This is a genomic window from Butyrivibrio sp. XPD2006, assembly GCF_000420865.1.
Lineage (GTDB): Bacteria > Bacillota > Clostridia > Lachnospirales > Lachnospiraceae > Butyrivibrio.
On record NZ_ATVT01000001.1, the window covers coordinates 180,130 to 197,472 of the forward strand.

General features: G+C 43.4%; 14 protein-coding genes. 13 read left to right on the forward strand and 1 reads right to left on the reverse strand.

The window, feature by feature from the left end; translation table 11 throughout:
* Positions 1 to 92 precede the first annotated feature (92 nt).
* The 5 genes from G590_RS0100855 (at position 93) to G590_RS0100875 (ending at position 5,479) form a co-directional block, all read left to right on the forward strand.
* Positions 93 to 1,337, forward strand: coding sequence for a glutamate-5-semialdehyde dehydrogenase (locus tag G590_RS0100855; protein ID WP_022763776.1), 1,245 nt, complete (start codon positions 93 to 95; stop codon positions 1,335 to 1,337).
* A gap of 2 nt (positions 1,338 to 1,339) precedes the next feature.
* Entirely contained in the window at positions 1,340 to 2,422 is a 1,083-nt protein-coding gene (locus G590_RS20240) for a class II aldolase/adducin family protein (protein WP_022763777.1), read from the forward strand.
* A gap of 10 nt (positions 2,423 to 2,432) precedes the next feature.
* The gene (locus G590_RS0100865) at positions 2,433 to 3,494 is read left to right on the forward strand and encodes a S66 family peptidase (protein WP_022763778.1); all 1,062 of its coding nucleotides are present in this window, start codon (positions 2,433 to 2,435) and stop codon (positions 3,492 to 3,494) included.
* A 116-nt stretch (positions 3,495 to 3,610) separates the two neighbouring features.
* Positions 3,611 to 4,297 carry a hypothetical protein gene (locus G590_RS0100870; protein WP_022763779.1) on the forward strand — a complete coding sequence of 229 codons (687 nt, stop codon included), beginning with the start codon at positions 3,611 to 3,613 and terminating at the stop codon, positions 4,295 to 4,297.
* 114 nt (positions 4,298 to 4,411) lie between these two features.
* A complete protein-coding gene (locus G590_RS0100875; protein WP_026493827.1) occupies positions 4,412 to 5,479 on the forward strand; it encodes a lactonase family protein in 1,068 nt (355 codons plus the stop codon).
* 44 nt (positions 5,480 to 5,523) lie between these two features.
* Here G590_RS0100875 and aroC read toward each other — a convergent pair whose 3' ends face one another.
* Positions 5,524 to 6,633 (reverse strand): chorismate synthase, encoded by a 1,110-nt coding sequence (gene aroC / locus G590_RS0100880; RefSeq protein ID WP_022763780.1) that lies wholly within the window; start codon positions 6,631 to 6,633, stop codon positions 5,524 to 5,526.
* Between the two features lie 155 nt (positions 6,634 to 6,788).
* Between aroC and G590_RS20245 the strand changes: the two genes are divergently transcribed.
* The 8 genes from G590_RS20245 to G590_RS0100920 all read left to right on the forward strand — a co-directional run bounded on the left by G590_RS20245 (position 6,789) and on the right by G590_RS0100920 (position 17,324).
* A complete protein-coding gene (locus tag G590_RS20245; protein ID WP_051142102.1) occupies positions 6,789 to 7,886 on the forward strand; it encodes a M15 family metallopeptidase in 1,098 nt (365 codons plus the stop codon).
* An 18-nt stretch (positions 7,887 to 7,904) separates the two neighbouring features.
* Positions 7,905 to 9,086 carry a tRNA guanosine(34) transglycosylase Tgt gene (gene tgt, locus G590_RS17935; RefSeq protein ID WP_022763782.1) on the forward strand — a complete coding sequence of 394 codons (1,182 nt, stop codon included), beginning with the start codon at positions 7,905 to 7,907 and terminating at the stop codon, positions 9,084 to 9,086.
* A 74-nt stretch (positions 9,087 to 9,160) separates the two neighbouring features.
* Positions 9,161 to 9,517: a preprotein translocase subunit YajC gene (yajC, locus tag G590_RS17940; protein ID WP_022763783.1), complete on the forward strand. Its 357-nt coding sequence runs from the start codon at positions 9,161 to 9,163 to the stop codon at positions 9,515 to 9,517.
* Between the two features lie 72 nt (positions 9,518 to 9,589).
* Positions 9,590 to 10,693: a 3-isopropylmalate dehydrogenase gene (gene leuB, locus G590_RS0100900; protein ID WP_022763784.1), complete on the forward strand. Its 1,104-nt coding sequence runs from the start codon at positions 9,590 to 9,592 to the stop codon at positions 10,691 to 10,693.
* Positions 10,671 to 12,371, forward strand: a complete 1,701-nt coding sequence (locus G590_RS0100905; protein ID WP_022763785.1) for an ArnT family glycosyltransferase — start codon at positions 10,671 to 10,673, stop codon at positions 12,369 to 12,371. Before leuB ends, G590_RS0100905 begins: the two co-directional genes overlap by 23 nt.
* Before the next feature lie 24 nt (positions 12,372 to 12,395).
* On the forward strand, positions 12,396 to 14,066 hold the full coding sequence (gene ilvD, locus G590_RS0100910; protein WP_026493828.1) for a dihydroxy-acid dehydratase: 1,671 nt from the start codon (positions 12,396 to 12,398) through the stop codon (positions 14,064 to 14,066).
* 42 nt (positions 14,067 to 14,108) lie between these two features.
* Positions 14,109 to 15,788, forward strand: a complete 1,680-nt coding sequence (gene ilvB / locus G590_RS0100915) for a biosynthetic-type acetolactate synthase large subunit (RefSeq protein ID WP_022763787.1) — start codon at positions 14,109 to 14,111, stop codon at positions 15,786 to 15,788.
* 15 nt (positions 15,789 to 15,803) lie between these two features.
* Complete coding sequence (locus tag G590_RS0100920) at positions 15,804 to 17,324, forward strand: L,D-transpeptidase (protein WP_022763788.1); 1,521 nt, start codon at positions 15,804 to 15,806, stop codon at positions 17,322 to 17,324.
* Positions 17,325 to 17,343 lie beyond the last annotated feature (19 nt).

Consider the following 17,343-nt stretch of genomic DNA (forward strand, 5'->3'; position numbering starts at 1 on the left):
GGGGGGCCATTTTTTCATGGACTTTTTTGTGGGTTTATGGGATAATTTAGTGGAATTTTTTCAGAAAATTGAAGTATCGGGGAGGGGAATGTATGACACTTACAGAGATTTGTCAGAAGGCTTTTGATGCCAAGTATGAAGTCCAAAATCTTTCCACTGAAATTAAGAATAAAGCGCTTTTGGCTGTTGCGGATGAGATAATCGCCGAATCAGCAGACATTATTGCAGCCAATGGCATAGACCTTGAGAATGCAAAAAAGAACGGTATGCATCCCGGAATGATAGACAGGCTTACTCTGAATGATGGGAGAATCGAAGCTATCGCTGAGGGACTCAGACAGGTAGCGGGTCTTCCTGATCCAATCGGAGAAGTTATGGAGGAGTTTACACGTCCAAACGGAATGAGGATCAAGAAGGTAAGAGTTCCCATGGGCGTAGTTGGAATCATTTATGAGTCACGTCCGAATGTAACACCTGATGCCTTTGCACTTACATTTAAGTCGGGCAATGCTGTAATCCTTAAGGGCGGAAGCGACTGCATTCACAGCAATATCGCCATAACCAAAGCTATTAAGAAGGCACTGGAAGCAAACGGAGTTACTCCTGAAGCTATCCAGCTAATCGAGGATACTGACAGAGAAGTCACAAAACAGTTCATGACCATGAAGCAGTATGTGGATGTTCTTATCCCAAGAGGAAGTGCAGGTCTCATAAGAGCTGTCACAGAGAATTCAAACATACCTGTGATCGAGACAGGAACAGGAAACTGTCACATCTACGTAGACAAGGATGCAGATCTTGATAAGGCTATTCCGATAATCATAAATGCCAAGACCCAGAGGATCGGTGTCTGCAATGCTGCAGAATCTCTTGTGGTTCATGAGGATATCAAGGACAGCTTCCTTCCTCTGTTCAGTAAGGCAATGAATGAGCACAATGTTGAAGTGCGTGCCGATGAAGAATCCAAGCCGCTTATTGAGAATGCTCTGACAGCTACTGAAGAGGATTTCGGAAAAGAGTATCTTGACTATATAATCTCTGTTAAGACAGTTAAAAACGTTGATGAAGCAATTGCTCACATCAATAAATACAATACAGGTCACTCTGAGTGCATCGTAACAGAGAACAAAGAGACTGCGCAGAGATTCCTTGACAGGGTCGATGCAGCCTGTGTTTATGTCAACGTTTCAACAAGATTTACAGATGGGTTTGAATTCGGACTTGGCGCCGAGATAGGTATCAGCACTCAGAAGCTCCATGCTAGAGGACCAATGGGACTTAAGGAGCTGACTTCCTACAAATATGAGATAACCGGAGAGGGGCAGATCAGAGGATAATCATGAATCAGAATGAACTTTTGGATGCTAAAAAGCATATTATAAGAATATCCAGAGATCTCCATGAAATCGGTCTTCTTGTAAGAACCTGGGGCAATATCAGCAGCAGAGTCGATGATGATCATATGCTTATTACCCCCAGCGGTATCAGGTATGAGGATCTTACCCCTGAAATGATAGTTCAGGTCAATATAAACGACCTTTCTTATGAAGGAGAGTATAAACCTTCAAGTGAACTGAAAGTACACGCAGCTGCCTACAAGGTACGCAAGGACTGTGGCTTTATCGTGCACACGCACCAGGTTTTTGCTACATGCGCGGGTACTCTTGGACTTAAGAAGATTTTTTCATACTACGAGGATGAGGATATCACAATTCCTGTGGCAGCTTACGCTATGCCGGGAACTGATAAACTTGCTGAAAACGTTACACGAACCCTTAAGAAGTATTCGGATTCCAACGGAATCATTATGGCCAATCATGGAACACTCTGCCTTGGCAAGAATTCCAATGAGGCTGTGTACGAAGCTGAGGTAATGGAGTCAGCCTGCAACGACTTTCTGATTGATGTCTGCAAGATGGACATGACTCACGGAGTGGAATACGGTTATAACTCTCACAGAGACGGAGACAGTATTGTTTATGACAATAGTGATACACCCGAGAGAGTAAAACGCATCCATGAACAGATCTACGATAAGAGAAAAGATGTTAATTATATAAAGCACAATAAGTCAGAGGCGGCGCTCATGGTTTCAAGACGCGCCAATCATATGAAGCCTCTTCTTGACGACTTTGCCCAGCTTATCGGAGTGGGAGTTAAGATCCCTAATAACGAAGATGAGATCTATCATAATATCAAAAATAGTGTGAATGTGGTATTTGCACCTAATGATGGTGCATATTGTGTGGGCTCATCAGAGGATGATGCAGAAGCAGTGGCTATGGTACTTGATAAGGGCTGTATTGCATACATAGCAGTGATGAGAAACGGAGAAGGTCACTATTTATCGCTGTTTGAATGTATCAAGATGAACAGACACTATCGCAAGTCATATTCAAAACTTGCCGATCTCAAGAAATAAGGAAGAACACATGATTAAAAAACCTGATCATATAAAATCCGGAGATACAATAGGTATAACAGCTCCGTCCTTTGGACCTGCGACAGAGCCTTACAGCCTGATGTATAAGATTGCAAAAGAGAATATAGAAAATCGAGGATATAAGCTTGTTGCAGGAGAGACTGTCTTTAAATGCGACGGACTTGGTATAAGCACTGACCCTGAGGTTACAGGAAAAGAGCTTATGGATTTCTATAAGAGAGAGGACCTCGATGCAATCATTTCAGCAGGCGGCGGAGAACTCATGTGTGAGACCATAAGCAACATGGACTTTTATGAGCTTAGAAATTACAAGCCAAAGTGGTTCATCGGATATTCGGATAATACGAACTTTATTTTTCCCTTGGTGACGATAACCGGAGTTCAGGGAATATACGGCCCCTGTGTTTGCGGTTATGCCAAGAAATGGGAAGAGACTGAATTTGACTCCTTTGCACTCCTTGAGGGAACAAAGAGCTCTTTTGACGGATATAAGAGATTTGTGGATCCGCAGAAAGCAGCTCCTTCGCCGGAAGAGTATACCGATGAGTATCTGCGGGCACCTTATGCCAACAATGAAGACAGAAAGCTTGTAATCTACAGGAATAAGGACGGCAAGCTGATCAGATCTGAGGATAAGACCGAAATGCAGGGAATGCTCCTTGGAGGATGTCTGGATATTCTTGTTAACATCTGCGGAACAAGATTTGACAGAATGAAGGAATTTGTCAAGGAGAACGGAAACATCATCTGGGTTCTGGAAGCCTGTGACCTCACGCCATTGTCTATCAGAAGAAGTATCTGGTGTCTTAAAGAGGCAGGTTGGTTTGATACTGCAGCAGGTTTTATCATCGGCAGACCACTGACTGCATGGAAACAGGATCAGATGGGAGTTGATCAGTACAATGCTGTGACTGATATTCTTGCATCCCTTGGAAAAGACATTATCATGGATGCGGAAATAGGACATATTGATCCGATGCTGCCGATTGTGATGGGGGCAGAAGCGAGAGTCTGCGCTGATACAGCTAACCTTAACATCACATATTTCTAAAGATTGTTTATGCTGTTTAGAAATAATTTATGTGCAATATCGATAATTTGAATCTATAATGTAATTACTTGCAATAGGGCGATATTTACTAAAAGTATAAGCGGAGGTAATTTCTGATGAATAGAATCATAAGGTGTTTGACAGCAGCTATTCTTGGTCTCGCACTGATCGCGATGATCCCGGCCGGTAAGGCTTATGCGTCCAGTGAGCAGTTCTGGCTTGATTTTGGTGAGACAACAATGTCGATTGATGCCGGATCATCAAAGACCATGTCTATGAGAAGTGATTTTAACTACACTTATTATGTGGAGGGGGCAACAAGTGATGCAACATACCTTGAGTGTTCATTTAAATCAGGGTCCCAGAATGTGACATTCCACATCGGTGATGATGAACAGAGTAAAAATGTATTTTTCCACTTCTATGCAGATGATGAAAGACTTGGAACAAAAGACGCTCATGATTGTGTTGAGGTCTATGTTCAGAATATTAAGCCTGTAAACAATTCACTTCCTGTTACTATTGCAAAAGGTAAGACCGGGTCACTGGTTCAGACCGGGAAAATTTCAATGCTCTATAACGAAACAGGTGTTCCAATGGCATCGTTCTCGCTTACAAAGGGCAACGGAATCATGGCCGGTTACAGACAGACCGGTGTTGTAAGTGACGGTGCTAACTATTTCAATGTGGCTACAGGCGATAAAAATGCTACACCTGTTATTTCCGAGTCCGACAAGGCAGTTATGATCGCCAATGGTTATGCAGGAGTCTGTATCGATGGCAAGTATGTAAACTGGCCTTGAAAATCTGATAAAATAGGGTCGCTCTTTGCTGAGCGACCTTTTTTATTTGTAATAGTTGTGATAGAATGTGATAAATAAAGCTTTTTTCAAATTATGCTTTTAGGAGGCACCACGGTGGCAGCGAAAGATAAATATGTAGCCTATGTGTCAAGCTATACATCAGGACTTGGCACCAAATACGGAATCAGAATTTATGATGTAGATCTTAAGAACGGACGTATGACCGAGAAACAGAAGGTTGAGATCACCAATTCTTCATATATCGGAATATCTCACTCCGGAAATACTCTGTATTCAATCACAGATGACGGCGTAGAGGCTTATCATATTCTTGAGGATGGAAGTCTTGAGTTCCTCAATGAAGCGTCAATTAACGGAATGCGCGGCTGTTACCTCAACGAGGATCAGAATGACAAATTCCTTGTTACTGCAGGCTATCACGATGGCAAGGTGACAATTTTAAGACTTAACGAAGACGGAAGCATCGGTGAGATAACTGATGAGAGATATCACAAGGGCCTTGGTACGGCTGCAGGACGTAACCATGTACCTCACGTTCAGTGCATCAAGGTTTCCAAGGATAACAAGTATCTGCTCGCGGCAGATCTTGGAATGGACAGAGTTAATATTTATTCGCTCAACCATGACAATGGCAAGATCAAAGAGGTTGATGTCATTCACTGTGATCAGGAATCATCACCCAGACATATGCAGTTCTCCAAGGATGGCAAGTTCCTCTATATATGCCTTGAGCAGAAGTGTGCAATAGATGTTTATGAGTATCATGAAGAGAACGGAATGCCTGAGTTCAACAAGATTCAGGAGGTTACAAACTCCGATGAATCTGATTCAATCGGTGTTGCATGCAGTGCTCTTTCATTCTCGGAGGATTACAATTACCTTGTAAGCTCGACTGCAGGCGAGAACAACGCTGTTGTTTACAAGGTAGACAAGGAGACAGGTCTTTTGACCAAGAAGATCCAGCTCCCTGTAGCGGGAGAGTATCCTAAGGATGCAGCTCTTTTCCCTGACAACAAGCACCTTGTATCACTTAACCACGAGTCGGATTCACTTACATTCTTTACTGTGGATATGGACAAGGGAACAATGGTTATGAACGGACCGGAGCTTACAGTTTCAAGACCTAACTGTATCGTATTCCACAAGCTTAGTGGCAAATAAGACATAAAACAAGAGGGTAGTCGATTTGACTGCCCTCTTTTAATTTATTTTTGTTTGTTTTTATAGAAGCTGATTATCGGGTCTACGGTGGATGTGATATTGGAGATCATAAGATCAAGTATTGTGAGTGCGCACATGCTCTCAACAACGACTACAGCTCTCGGGACAACAACAGGATCGTGTCTGCCCTTGATATTTACTGTGATATTCTCGCCGTTACTATTGATGGTCTCCTGTGTGGATGCAATGCTGGGAGTCGGTTTAAAATACGCCCTGACTACGATATCGCTGCCATCTGACATTCCGCCAAGTATTCCGCCGCTGTGATTTGTCTTTTTGGTGATGTAAGATCCGTTGTTTTCAAAGGCATCGTTGTTCTCAGAACCTTTGATTCTGGAAGCGTTGATGCCATCACCGATCTCGACGGCCTTAACTGCGCCGATGCTCATTATTGCCTGTGAAAGAAGAGCATCGAGCTTATCAAATACCGGTTCGCCTATGCCGGCAGGAACACCTGTGATCCTGCACTCGACAACACCTCCGAGGGAATCTTTTTCCTCACGGGCCTTTTCGATGAGTTCCATGGCTTTTTTATCTGCTTCGGCATCGGGCATGGCGGTAGGAGTTGTGAGCCTTACAGCCTCATCGAACTTGTTGTAATCAATTTCAACGTCGCCGATGGATCTTGTGTAAGCACAGACTTTTATGTCCATTATTTCAAGAAGCTTACTGCAGATTGCTCCGGCTGCGACTCTGCCGATGGTCTCTCTTCCGGAAGAACGACCGCCGCCGCGATAGTCCCTGAATCCATACTTCTGATCATAGCCATAATCAGCATGGCCGGGACGATAGTAGGAGGCAATCTCCTTGTAATCCGCTGAGCGCTGAGATGTGTTTTTTACTAAAAGAGATATCGGGGTACCTGTGGTCTTGCCTTCAAATATTCCGGATAGGATCTCCACAAGATCATCTTCCTTGCGGGAAGTTGTTGCAGTAGATGTTCCGGGTTTTCTGCGGTCCAGGAATTTCTGAATGTCCTCCTCGGAAATATCAAGGCCAGCGGGGAAACCGTCAATAACGCATCCCAGAGCCTTTCCGTGGGATTCACCCCAGGTTGAAATCCTTATGTTTTTACCAGTTATTGATCCTGACATAAGCTCTCCTTATTATGAAATTTAGGTTGTTAGATTGAGTATAAATGACTTTTTCAGCCCAAAATAGTGAATTTTTTGTGAATTAGTTATATAATTGTATGGTAGTTTTCTTTATATTGCAATAAATATCCGGAACAAGAGGGGATATTTCCGATATGAATGCCAGTAGCTTGGAAATGAAGCTTACCTTTAGAAATAAGGTAATCTCCAAGGCCACAAAATTCAATAGAAAGCACAAAGCATTTTCTTTTTTGGGAATTGCTTTTGCTATGGTCACTATAACAGTCTATAACTTTTTGTTCTATTTCTACAGAAATGCCAAAAGGTTTACATGTTTGGCCTGTATAATTCTTTTCTTTATTTCAAGCAGTAGCTTTTCCTATCCGGCTATGTCTTTGAATATCAGTTTTGCTGCCAATTCAGAAGCTATAGAGAGAACAGAAGAGGTACAGGAAGTACTTTCCGAAGAAGAAGTTGCCGAGTCTGATGCCGAGCTTATTACTGAAAGGGATGTGGATACTGAAGTGCTTCAGGAGGCCAGCGAGGTGGTAAATCCTGATGCTGCTGAAATTGAGAACATGGTTTCTGTTTCAGAGATTCTTGATTCAGAAATACCTGCCAGCGTAAGTGTTGAGGAATCCAGAGCTCTTTTATCCCAGGGAGCGGATGAAGTTTCCTTTAACAGTGATGATTGGAAGCTGGTACTTGTAAACAAGCAGCACCCAATCCCTGATGATTATGAGTTTGAGCTGGGGACCATCAGCGGAAGTATGCAGTGCGATGAGAGAGTTATTTCACCTCTGCTTGATATGCTCAAGGCTGCAAGAGCTGAGGGTGTTAATCTTATTGTCTGCTCACCGTACAGAGATATAGACCGACAGACTATGCTCTTTGGTAATAAGGTTGATCGTTACATGGGCGGTGGGATGTCATACATGGATGCCTACAATCTTGCTTCACAGGCAGTAACTGTTCCCGGATCATCGGAACATCAGATTGGTCTTGCAGTTGACATTATTACTGACGGATATTCATCTCTGGATGAAGGGTTTGGAGATACTGCTGCAGGTAAGTGGCTTGCGGATAACAGTGCGCAATACGGATTTATCTTAAGATACCCTTCAGGTAAAGAGGAGATCACAAGTATAGAATATGAGCCATGGCACTTCAGATATGTAGGTGTTGATGCGGCAAACGTGATCACAGACAATAACCTCTGCCTGGAAGAGTTCTGGAATTTATATGTTGATTAAATGAGTTAAGAGGAATATATGTACAAGATTTTAAAAAAAGAAGGAAATGCCAAAAGGGCAGAGTTTACTACTGTTCATGGAGTTATTCAGACTCCGGTGTTTATGAATGTTGCGACAGTTGCAGCAATAAAAGGAGGCGTTTCCACGGAGGACCTTGAGGGAATAGGTACCCAGGTGGTCCTTTCCAATACGTACCATTTGCATTTAAGACCGGGGGACGACCTCATCTATCGAATGGGCGGTTTGCACAAATTTATGAGCTGCAATAAGCCTATTCTGACAGACTCAGGCGGATTTCAGGTCTTTTCTCTTGCAAAGACAAGAAGAATTAAGGAAGAGGGAGTGTATTTCCATTCCCATATAGACGGACACAAGCTGTTCATGGGACCTGAAGAGAGCATGAGGATTCAGTCTCATCTTGGCTCGACAATTGCCATGGCGTTTGATGAGTGCCCATCAGCTAAGGCTGAGCACGAATATGTTCAGATGTCGGTAGACAGGACTACAAGATGGCTAAGGCGCTGTAAAGCAGAGATGGACAGATTAAACAGTCTTGAATACACGGTTAACCCTCATCAGATGCTGTTTGGTATCAATCAGGGAGCGATATTCGATGATATAAGGATAGAGCATGCCAAGGTTATAAGGGATCTTGATCTTGACGGATATGCAGTGGGAGGACTTGCTGTAGGCGAGAGCCACGAGGAGATGTATCATGTTTTAGAAACTGTTGTTCCTTATCTGCCTGATGATAAGCCGACTTATCTTATGGGTGTTGGAACACCTGCAAACATCCTTGAGGCTGTTGAGAGAGGTATTGATTTCTTTGATTGTGTATATCCCAGCAGAAACGGCCGCCACGGACACCTTTATACAAACAGGGGACATATCAACATTCTCAATGCAAGATACGAGATGGATGATACGCCCATAGAAGAAGGCTGTCAGTGTCCTGCCTGCAGAAGATATTCCAAGTCATATATCAGACACCTTCTTAAAGCTGGGGAGATGCTTGGAATGAGACTCTGCGTACTTCATAATCTCTATTTTTATAACCACATGATGGAAGAGATCAGGGATGCGCTTGATGCAGGTGAATTCGCTCAGTACAAGAAACGTAAGCTCGATGGAATGCAGGAGTTTGACGGTGATTCGGTAAAAGATGCTTACAATATTGCTAAAAACTGGAGAAAGGGTTAAAAAGCTTGAACTTGAATCCTCTTTTTAGTATTATTGTTTGGTGTATATTATTTTTTTAAGGTATGGAGGAAGTTATGGGTTTACTTTTAACAGGTGCAGAAGCATCAGCTAATACACAGAGTATCATTTCAATGGTTCTGGTTTATGCAGCGGTAATCGCAGTATTCTATTTTCTGTTCATGCGTCCGCAGAGCAAGGAAAAGAAGCAGAGAGCACAGATCCTTTCATCTCTGGCTATTGGGGACAGTGTCAAGACAACAGGCGGATTCATCGGTACAGTAATCGACATCAACGACGACATGGTAATCGTTGAGTTCGGTAACAACAAGAACTGCCGTATCCCAATGGTTAAGGAAGCGATTGTTGAGGTTGAAAAGCCTGAAGATGCAGTTGTTTCAACTAATGATACTTCTGATTCGAAAAAGAAGTAATATTTTTCATGTCTGTTAAAGCCTGGTTGGGACTACCCAATCGGGCTTAATTTCTATATTCAGGAGGAGAGTATGAAACTAAACATCACATGTATTCCGGGTGACGGAATAGGTCCTGAGATAGTCGCTCAGGCCAAAAAAGTACTTGATAAGGTGGCAGATGTATATGGCCATGAGATAGAGTACAAAGATGTTTTAATGGGAGGATGTTCTATTGACGCTTACGGCGTTCCTCTTACCCAGGAGACAATTGATGCTGCTAAGAGTGCAGACGCAGTCTTGATGGGATCTATCGGAGGTAATACCTCCACATCACCATGGTACAAACTTGAACCTTCCAAGAGACCTGAAGCCGGACTTCTTGGTATTCGTAAGGCACTTAATCTGTTTGCAAACCTGCGACCCGCATATCTCTATCCCCAGCTTATGAAAGCGTGTCCTCTCAAGGAGGAAGCTGCTGCCAAGGGCTTTGATATGCTCATCATGAGAGAGCTTACAGGTGGACTGTATTTCGGCGAGAGATTTACCAAGGAAGTTGACGGAGAGATCACAGCTACGGATACTCTTGTTTACAAAGAGAGCGAGATCAGACGAATTGCCATTAAGGCATTTGAAGTCGCAAGAAAGAGAAGAAAGAGTGTTATCAGCGTAGATAAGGCTAACGTCCTTGATTCCTCAAGACTTTGGAGAAAAGTTGTCGAGGAAGTTGCCAAGGACTATCCGGATGTTACTCTGGAGCACATGCTTGTTGATAACTGTGCAATGCAGCTTGTCAGAGATCCTTCTCAGTTTGATGTGGTTCTCACAGAGAATATGTTCGGCGACATCCTCTCTGATGAAGCCAGCATGATCACAGGCTCCATCGGAATGCTTCCAAGTGCTTCCCTCAATGATACAAGTTTTGGTCTTTATGAGCCCAGTCACGGAAGTGCTCCCGACATTGCCGGCAAAGATATAGCTAACCCCATCGCAACAGTTCTTTCGGCTGCGATGATGCTCAGATATTCATTTAACCTGGACAAGGAAGCAGATTCTATTGAAAATGCAGTCAGAAAAGTTTTGGAGGACGGCTACAGAACTGTTGATCTCATGTCAGCATCAGCAGGAGAGGGCTTTACTCAGGTAGGCTGTAAGCAAATGGGAGACCTTCTAGTTGAACGAATCGTTAACCTATAAAACTGAAAAAAGAATATATAATCTGCTGCCTCATGAGCCTGAGGCAATGGCAACAACTCTCTTTATAATAGCCATGTCGTCATATTATCTGTGGCGAATGTTTGCCATAACGCCTCAGTACGATGAGCTGTATACCTACTATACATTTATCAGCAGGGGAGTTATCTACTCAGCCATCCATTGGCCGCTTCCCAACAACCATGTTGGATATTCTGTTTTATCAGCATTTCTTTATTACTTAGGCAACCCTTTTATTGCTCTGCGCGGAGTGTCTTTTATCTGCGCGATATCTAATCTGATACTGGTATACAGAATATGTAAAAGATATTATTCCCATGGCCTGGCTTTCGGAGCACTTATGCTTTATTCGGCCATGCAGGTGGTTGTGGAGTACAGTATACAGGGAAGAGGATATACTCTGGCTACCACTTGTTTTTTGCTCTCTGTTTATATTGCCGGATATATCTGCAGCCTTGAGGAGACCAAGCCGGTTTACTACCTGTGCATCACATTTGCTTTTGCCATGGGATTATATACTGTTCCGAGCAGTATATACTGGGTTATCCCGGTAAGTGTCGCAATCACGGTTTATCTTCTCGTAAATGCTTATAAGAGCAGAGCGCTTCATGACAGCCTTAAGGACAACGTCTACTACAGGAAATTCGTGAAGTTCTTTAATCATGGCCTGATTGCTGCGCTTATCACGACAGCGCTGTATGCGCTTATATGGCTTGCAATAGGCTCTAACCTTTTGGTTAAAACAGAAGGGTCAGAGTATTTCGGAATGAGTCATGCAACGGTGCTCTTAAGGGCTCCGGTAAGTTCACTCCTCAGGGGAATGGATTATATGCTTTCTCAGCCGTATATACAGAGCCTTTCTTCAGCTGATTTCAGAGCAGAATGCGTTGGATGGGTTTTAAGGCTCTATAACTATATGATCCCCGGCTTTATGTATATTATTCCGGTGGTGGTTCTTGTAAGTATAGGGGTTGCAGGCTATGAGTGCATCAGACATTTTGCCTATAGCAGAACTATCATAAATGTCATGATAATTTCCAATGTTATTGTGACCGGCCTTATGCTTGTTGTTCAAAAAAAGCTTCCATATCTCAGAGTGTTCAGCTATGGAGCATTTATTCTTGCGGTGTGCTTTTGTGCATGCTTCGAGAGGCTTATAAATGTGACCATAAGAATATATAACGACATGATGCGTAAAAAGGCCGGCAGTACTGTGGAAAATGTGGCTCACAACGAGAGCGAGACAACAGTTAAAGGTGAGAAGTGGTACAACGGAAAGGGTATCTATCTGCCGCTGATTTTCTGCATAGTTCTTTTTATAGTCAGAGTAACCAGCTATGATTACAATTGTCAGCTTGGTACCAGAGAAAATAACGTGTACAATACGCTATATATAGCAGATGTCACAAGACGCAAGAATATTGCGGTTCTTGATTGCGATCAGCAGTACCTTCTCAAATTCGGATGGAACATTGATTGTGAAAAGACTGATGTAAACGGCGCAGATTGTGTTATTATAGATAAAAATCTTTTAGAGCCCGGTTACAGTGGGCCTGATTTCTGGAAATTCTATCAGACCTATGAAACTATCGATTGGGACTACATAGATTCAATGCGCAATATATATGAGAATGAAAACTTTATTTTATATATTAAGTAAGCAGGAGGAGAGAGAATTATGGCAATGAATAGCGACAGAGTTATGAAAGGGCTTCAGCAGGCTCCACACAGAAGTCTGTTCAACGCACTTGGTTTTACGGAAGAAGAGAGAAACAAACCTCTTATCGGTATTGTTAGTTCCTACAACGAGATTGTTCCGGGACATATGAACCTGGATAAGATCACAGAAGCTGTTAAGCTGGCTGTAGCAGAAGCGGGCGGAATGCCTGTAGTGGTTCCTGCAATCGCTGTATGTGACGGTATCGCTATGGGACACATCGGTATGAAGTACTCACTTGTTACAAGAGATCTTATTGCAGACAGTACAGAGTGTCTTGCCAAAGCACATGCCTTTGACGGAATGGTATGCATTCCCAACTGTGACAAGAATGTACCCGGACTTCTGATGGCTGCTGCCAGAGTAAATATTCCCACTGTATTTGTATCAGGAGGTCCTATGATGGCCGGAAGATTTGAAGGCCATAAGACTTCACTCTCATCAATGTTTGAGGCTGTTGGCTCTGTATCAGCCGGTAAGATGACTGATGAGCAGCTCTGCGAACTTGAAGAGAAGGCTTGTCCTACATGTGGATCATGTTCAGGCATGTACACAGCCAATTCCATGAACTGTCTTACAGAGGCAATCGGAATGGGACTTCCCGGTAACGGAACAATTCCTGCTGTATATTCGGCTCGTATCAGACTTGCCAAGAAGGCCGGATATGCAGTTATGAACCTTGTCGAGAAGAATATCCGTCCCAGAGACATCATGACAAAAGAGGCATTCATGAATGCAATGGCCATGGATATGGCTCTTGGATGCTCAACAAATACAATGCTTCATCTTCCTGCGATTGCACACGAGGCCGGAGTTGATATCAATATGGAGATTGCCAACGAAGTATCTGCCAAAACTCCAAATCTATGCCACCTTGCACCTGCAGGTCCCACATACATGGAAGACCTCAACGAAGCCGGCGGAGTACTTGCCGTTATGTCAGAGCTTGTTAAGAAGAATCTTATTAATACAGATCTTATTACAGCAACAGGTAAGACAATAAAAGAAAACCTTGAGGGTGTATACAACAAGAACCCTGAGGTTATAAGACCTATCGAGAATCCTTACATGCAGTCAGGCGGAATCGCTGTTCTCAAGGGCAATATCGCACCCGATACAGGTATTGTTAAGAAGAGCGCCGTTGTTCCGGAGATGATGGTTCACGAAGGACCTGCAAGAGTATTTGATTGTGAAGAGGATGCTATTGAAGCAATCCTTGGTGGCAAGATTGTTGCCGGAGACGTTGTCGTTATCAGATACGAAGGACCTAAGGGCGGCCCCGGAATGAGAGAGATGCTCAATCCTACATCAGCTATTGCAGGCCGTGGCCTTGGCTCATCCGTTGCTCTTATCACAGACGGAAGATTCTCAGGTGCAAGCCGTGGTGCTTCCATCGGACATGTTTCACCTGAGGCAGCTGTCGGTGGACCTATTGCTCTTATCGAAGAGGGCGATATCATTTCAATCGATATCCCGAACAACGCTCTTAATGTTAAGGTTTCAGATGAAGAGCTTGCAAAGAGAAGAGAGAAATGGCAGCCGAGAGAACCCAAGGTTACAACAGGTTATCTTGCAAGATACAGAGAGCTTGTAACCAGCGGAAACAGAGGAGCTGTACTTGAAATTCCAAGAGCCTGAATTGTTTCGGGCGAATAATATAGAAGCCAAAGGAGTATTGAAATGCAACTTACAGGATCACAGATTGTTCTTGAGTGTCTTAAGGAACAGGGGGTTGACACAATCTTTGGATACCCGGGAGGAACAATCCTTAACATTTACGACGAACTCTACAAGCAGAGTGATAACTTCCTTCACATCTTAACCAGCCATGAGCAGGGTGCAGCTCACGCAGCTGACGGCTATGCAAGATCTACAGGTAAGGTTGGTGTGTGCTTTGCAACAAGCGGACCGGGTTCAACAAACCTTGTAACGGGAATTGCAACAGCCTATATGGATTCTGTCCCAATGGTGGCTATTACCTGCAACGTTAACCTTCCTCTTTTGGGAAAAGACACTTTCCAGGAGGTAGATATCGCCGGTATTACAATGCCTATCACCAAGCACGGCTATATCGTCAAGGATGTTAAGAATCTTGCTGACACAATCAGAAAGGCCTTTAAGATTGCAAAAAGCGGACGTCCCGGACCTGTAATTGTCGATATTACAAAGGATGTTACAGCCAAGACCTGTGATTTCAGACCTGTTACAATATCAGAAGAGGAGCCTGTCAAGAAGTATCACACAGATGATATCAATCAGGCTGTTAAGATGATAAAGGCTTCAAAGCGCCCCTTTATCTATGTTGGCGGCGGCGCTATAATCTCCGAGGCTTCAAAAGAGCTTAAGGAATTTGCCAAAAAAGTTGATGCACCTGTTTGTGATACCCTTATGGGTAAGGGCGCTTTCGATGGAACAGACAAGCTTTATACAGGCATGATCGGAATGCACGGAACCAAGGCATCCAATCTCGGAGTAAGTGAGTGTGATCTTCTTATCACTCTGGGAGCCAGATTTTCAGACCGTGTTACCGGTAATGCCAAGACATTTGCTTCTAAGGCCAAGATATTGCAGATCGATGTTGATGCTGCTGAGATCAACAAGAACGTAAGAGTTGATTTTGCTATTGTTGGAGATCTTAAGAGAGCACTTGCTGCAATAAATGAGAAGCTGGATCAGCTTGATCATAGTGAGTGGCTTAAAAAGATAGCAGATTATAAAAAGAAGTTCCCTCTGGGCTATGATACTGATAAGCTCACATGTCCTTACATAATCGAGGAGATTGACAAGCTCACAAAGGGCGATGCCATTATCACTACAGATGTGGGACAGCACCAGATGTGGGCTGCACAGTATTACAAATATAAAAAGCCCAGGACTTTCCTTACATCAGGCGGTCTTGGAACAATGGGCTACGGACTTGGAGCATGTATCGGCGCCAAGGTTGGTAACCCCGATAAAGTCTGCATCAACATCGCAGGCGACGGATGCTTTAGAATGAACATGAACGAGATGGCTACTGCCTCCAGATACAATCTTCCGATCATTGAGGTTGTGATCAATAACCATGTACTTGGAATGGTTAGGCAGTGGCAGACACTTTTCTATCAGCAGCACTACTCACAGACTGTATTTGAAGATAAGGTTGATTATTGTAAGGTTGCTGAGGGACTTGGCTGTGAAGCTATAAGAATTACCAAGAAGAGTGAGGTTGCTCCTGCTCTTAAGAAAGCACTTAAGATGGGGAAGCCGGTTCTTCTTGACTGCATTATAGAAGAAGACGACAAGGTATTCCCTATGGTGCCTCCGGGAGCTTCAATAAGCGAAGTCTTTGATGAGAAGGACCTTAAAAACAAGAAATAATAAATTGAGGAGATTATGAAAAAGGTATTGAAGGGAGCCCTGGCAGCTACCGCGACAATAATTGTGCTTATGGCTGCGCTCTATTTTGCGCTGGGGCTCTATTACAGGGGCGGATTCCCGTGTTTTACCTGGATAAATGGTATTTACTGTACCGGAAAATCAGTAAGTGAGGTCAATGCAGAGCTTTTAGAGGACTCGCCATATGATGGCATTGCCATTATGGACAGGAGCGGAGCAAGGCTCTTTGTAAGTTCCGCCGACGCCGACCTTACTATGGATTACACCGGTGCTCTTACTGAGGTGTTTAGAAATACTGACCCGTTAAAATGGGGAATTTATGCTTTCAAAAACCTGAGTTGTGAGTATGAACCCGATGTAATGCTGAACAGGGATAAGGTGGCTGAAATGGTATCCGATTGGGAGATATTCATTGATCCATCAGATCTTAAGTGCTCAATTGAGAAGACAGAAGACGGATACGTACTTGAGAATGCATTTATAACTTTGCCTGAGAAGGAAAGAATAATTGATAAGGTTTATGAGTCAATGCTTTCAAGGCAGAGCGTTCTTGATCTTACTGAGTGTGATGACTGCTATACGCAGCTTGATGTCAGAAGTTCCGACCAGGATAAGGTCAATGTTTTTAGTAAGCTTGATGTTATTCAGAATTGTAATGTGACCTATGATCTTGAAGGTGCCAAGATAACTCTTGATAAGAATAAGGCCAGTAACTTTGTTCTGACTCAGAGAGATTACGAAGCGGCTCTTGAGGAAAAGACAAGTAAAAGCAATCCCGGACTTGGACATTTTATTATTGCAGGTGAAGAGAAGGGGCTTCCCGAAAGAGAAGACATTAAGATAGTGGAAGGCATCGTAACAGATACTGATTACAATCCGATCGTATCTGAGAGCAAGATGTATGCTTTCTTCCAAAATCTTGCAGACTCTCATGATACATCCTGGATGATGGATGAGTACAGGAAGGGTGTCAGCAATACGATAATTTTAAATTCTACCAGCAGAGGTGACGGCTCTATATTTGATATTGAGTCAGAGTTTGACCATCTTAAGGACAGGATGCTGACTGGAGCAGCAAGCGGTACTGAGGAAAGGGAAGTTAAGCTTTCAGACAGTGCAGTGGTATATGACGCCAATGAGAAGCTCGGCAAGACCTATATCGAGGTGGATATGGGCAAGCAGATGCTGTACTACTATGTTGACGGCGAGCTCAACATGGATATGCCTGTTGTGACGGGAAACGTAAACCGATCAAGAGGAACTCCCACTGGAATCTATCCTGTCTACAACAAGAGATATCACACTTACCTTCGCGGTGTTGATTATGTTTCTTACGTGAATTATTGGCTCGGAGTTAACAAGGGAGTTGGAATTCACGATGCGAACTGGCGCAGCAAATTTGGAGAAGAGATCTACAAATCAGACGGATCCCACGGATGCATTAATTGTCCTTACGATTCCGTAGAAGTGCTCTGGGATGTTGTAGATGTTGGAACTCCTGTAATTCTATATTACTGATATTTTTCCGGCAGCATTT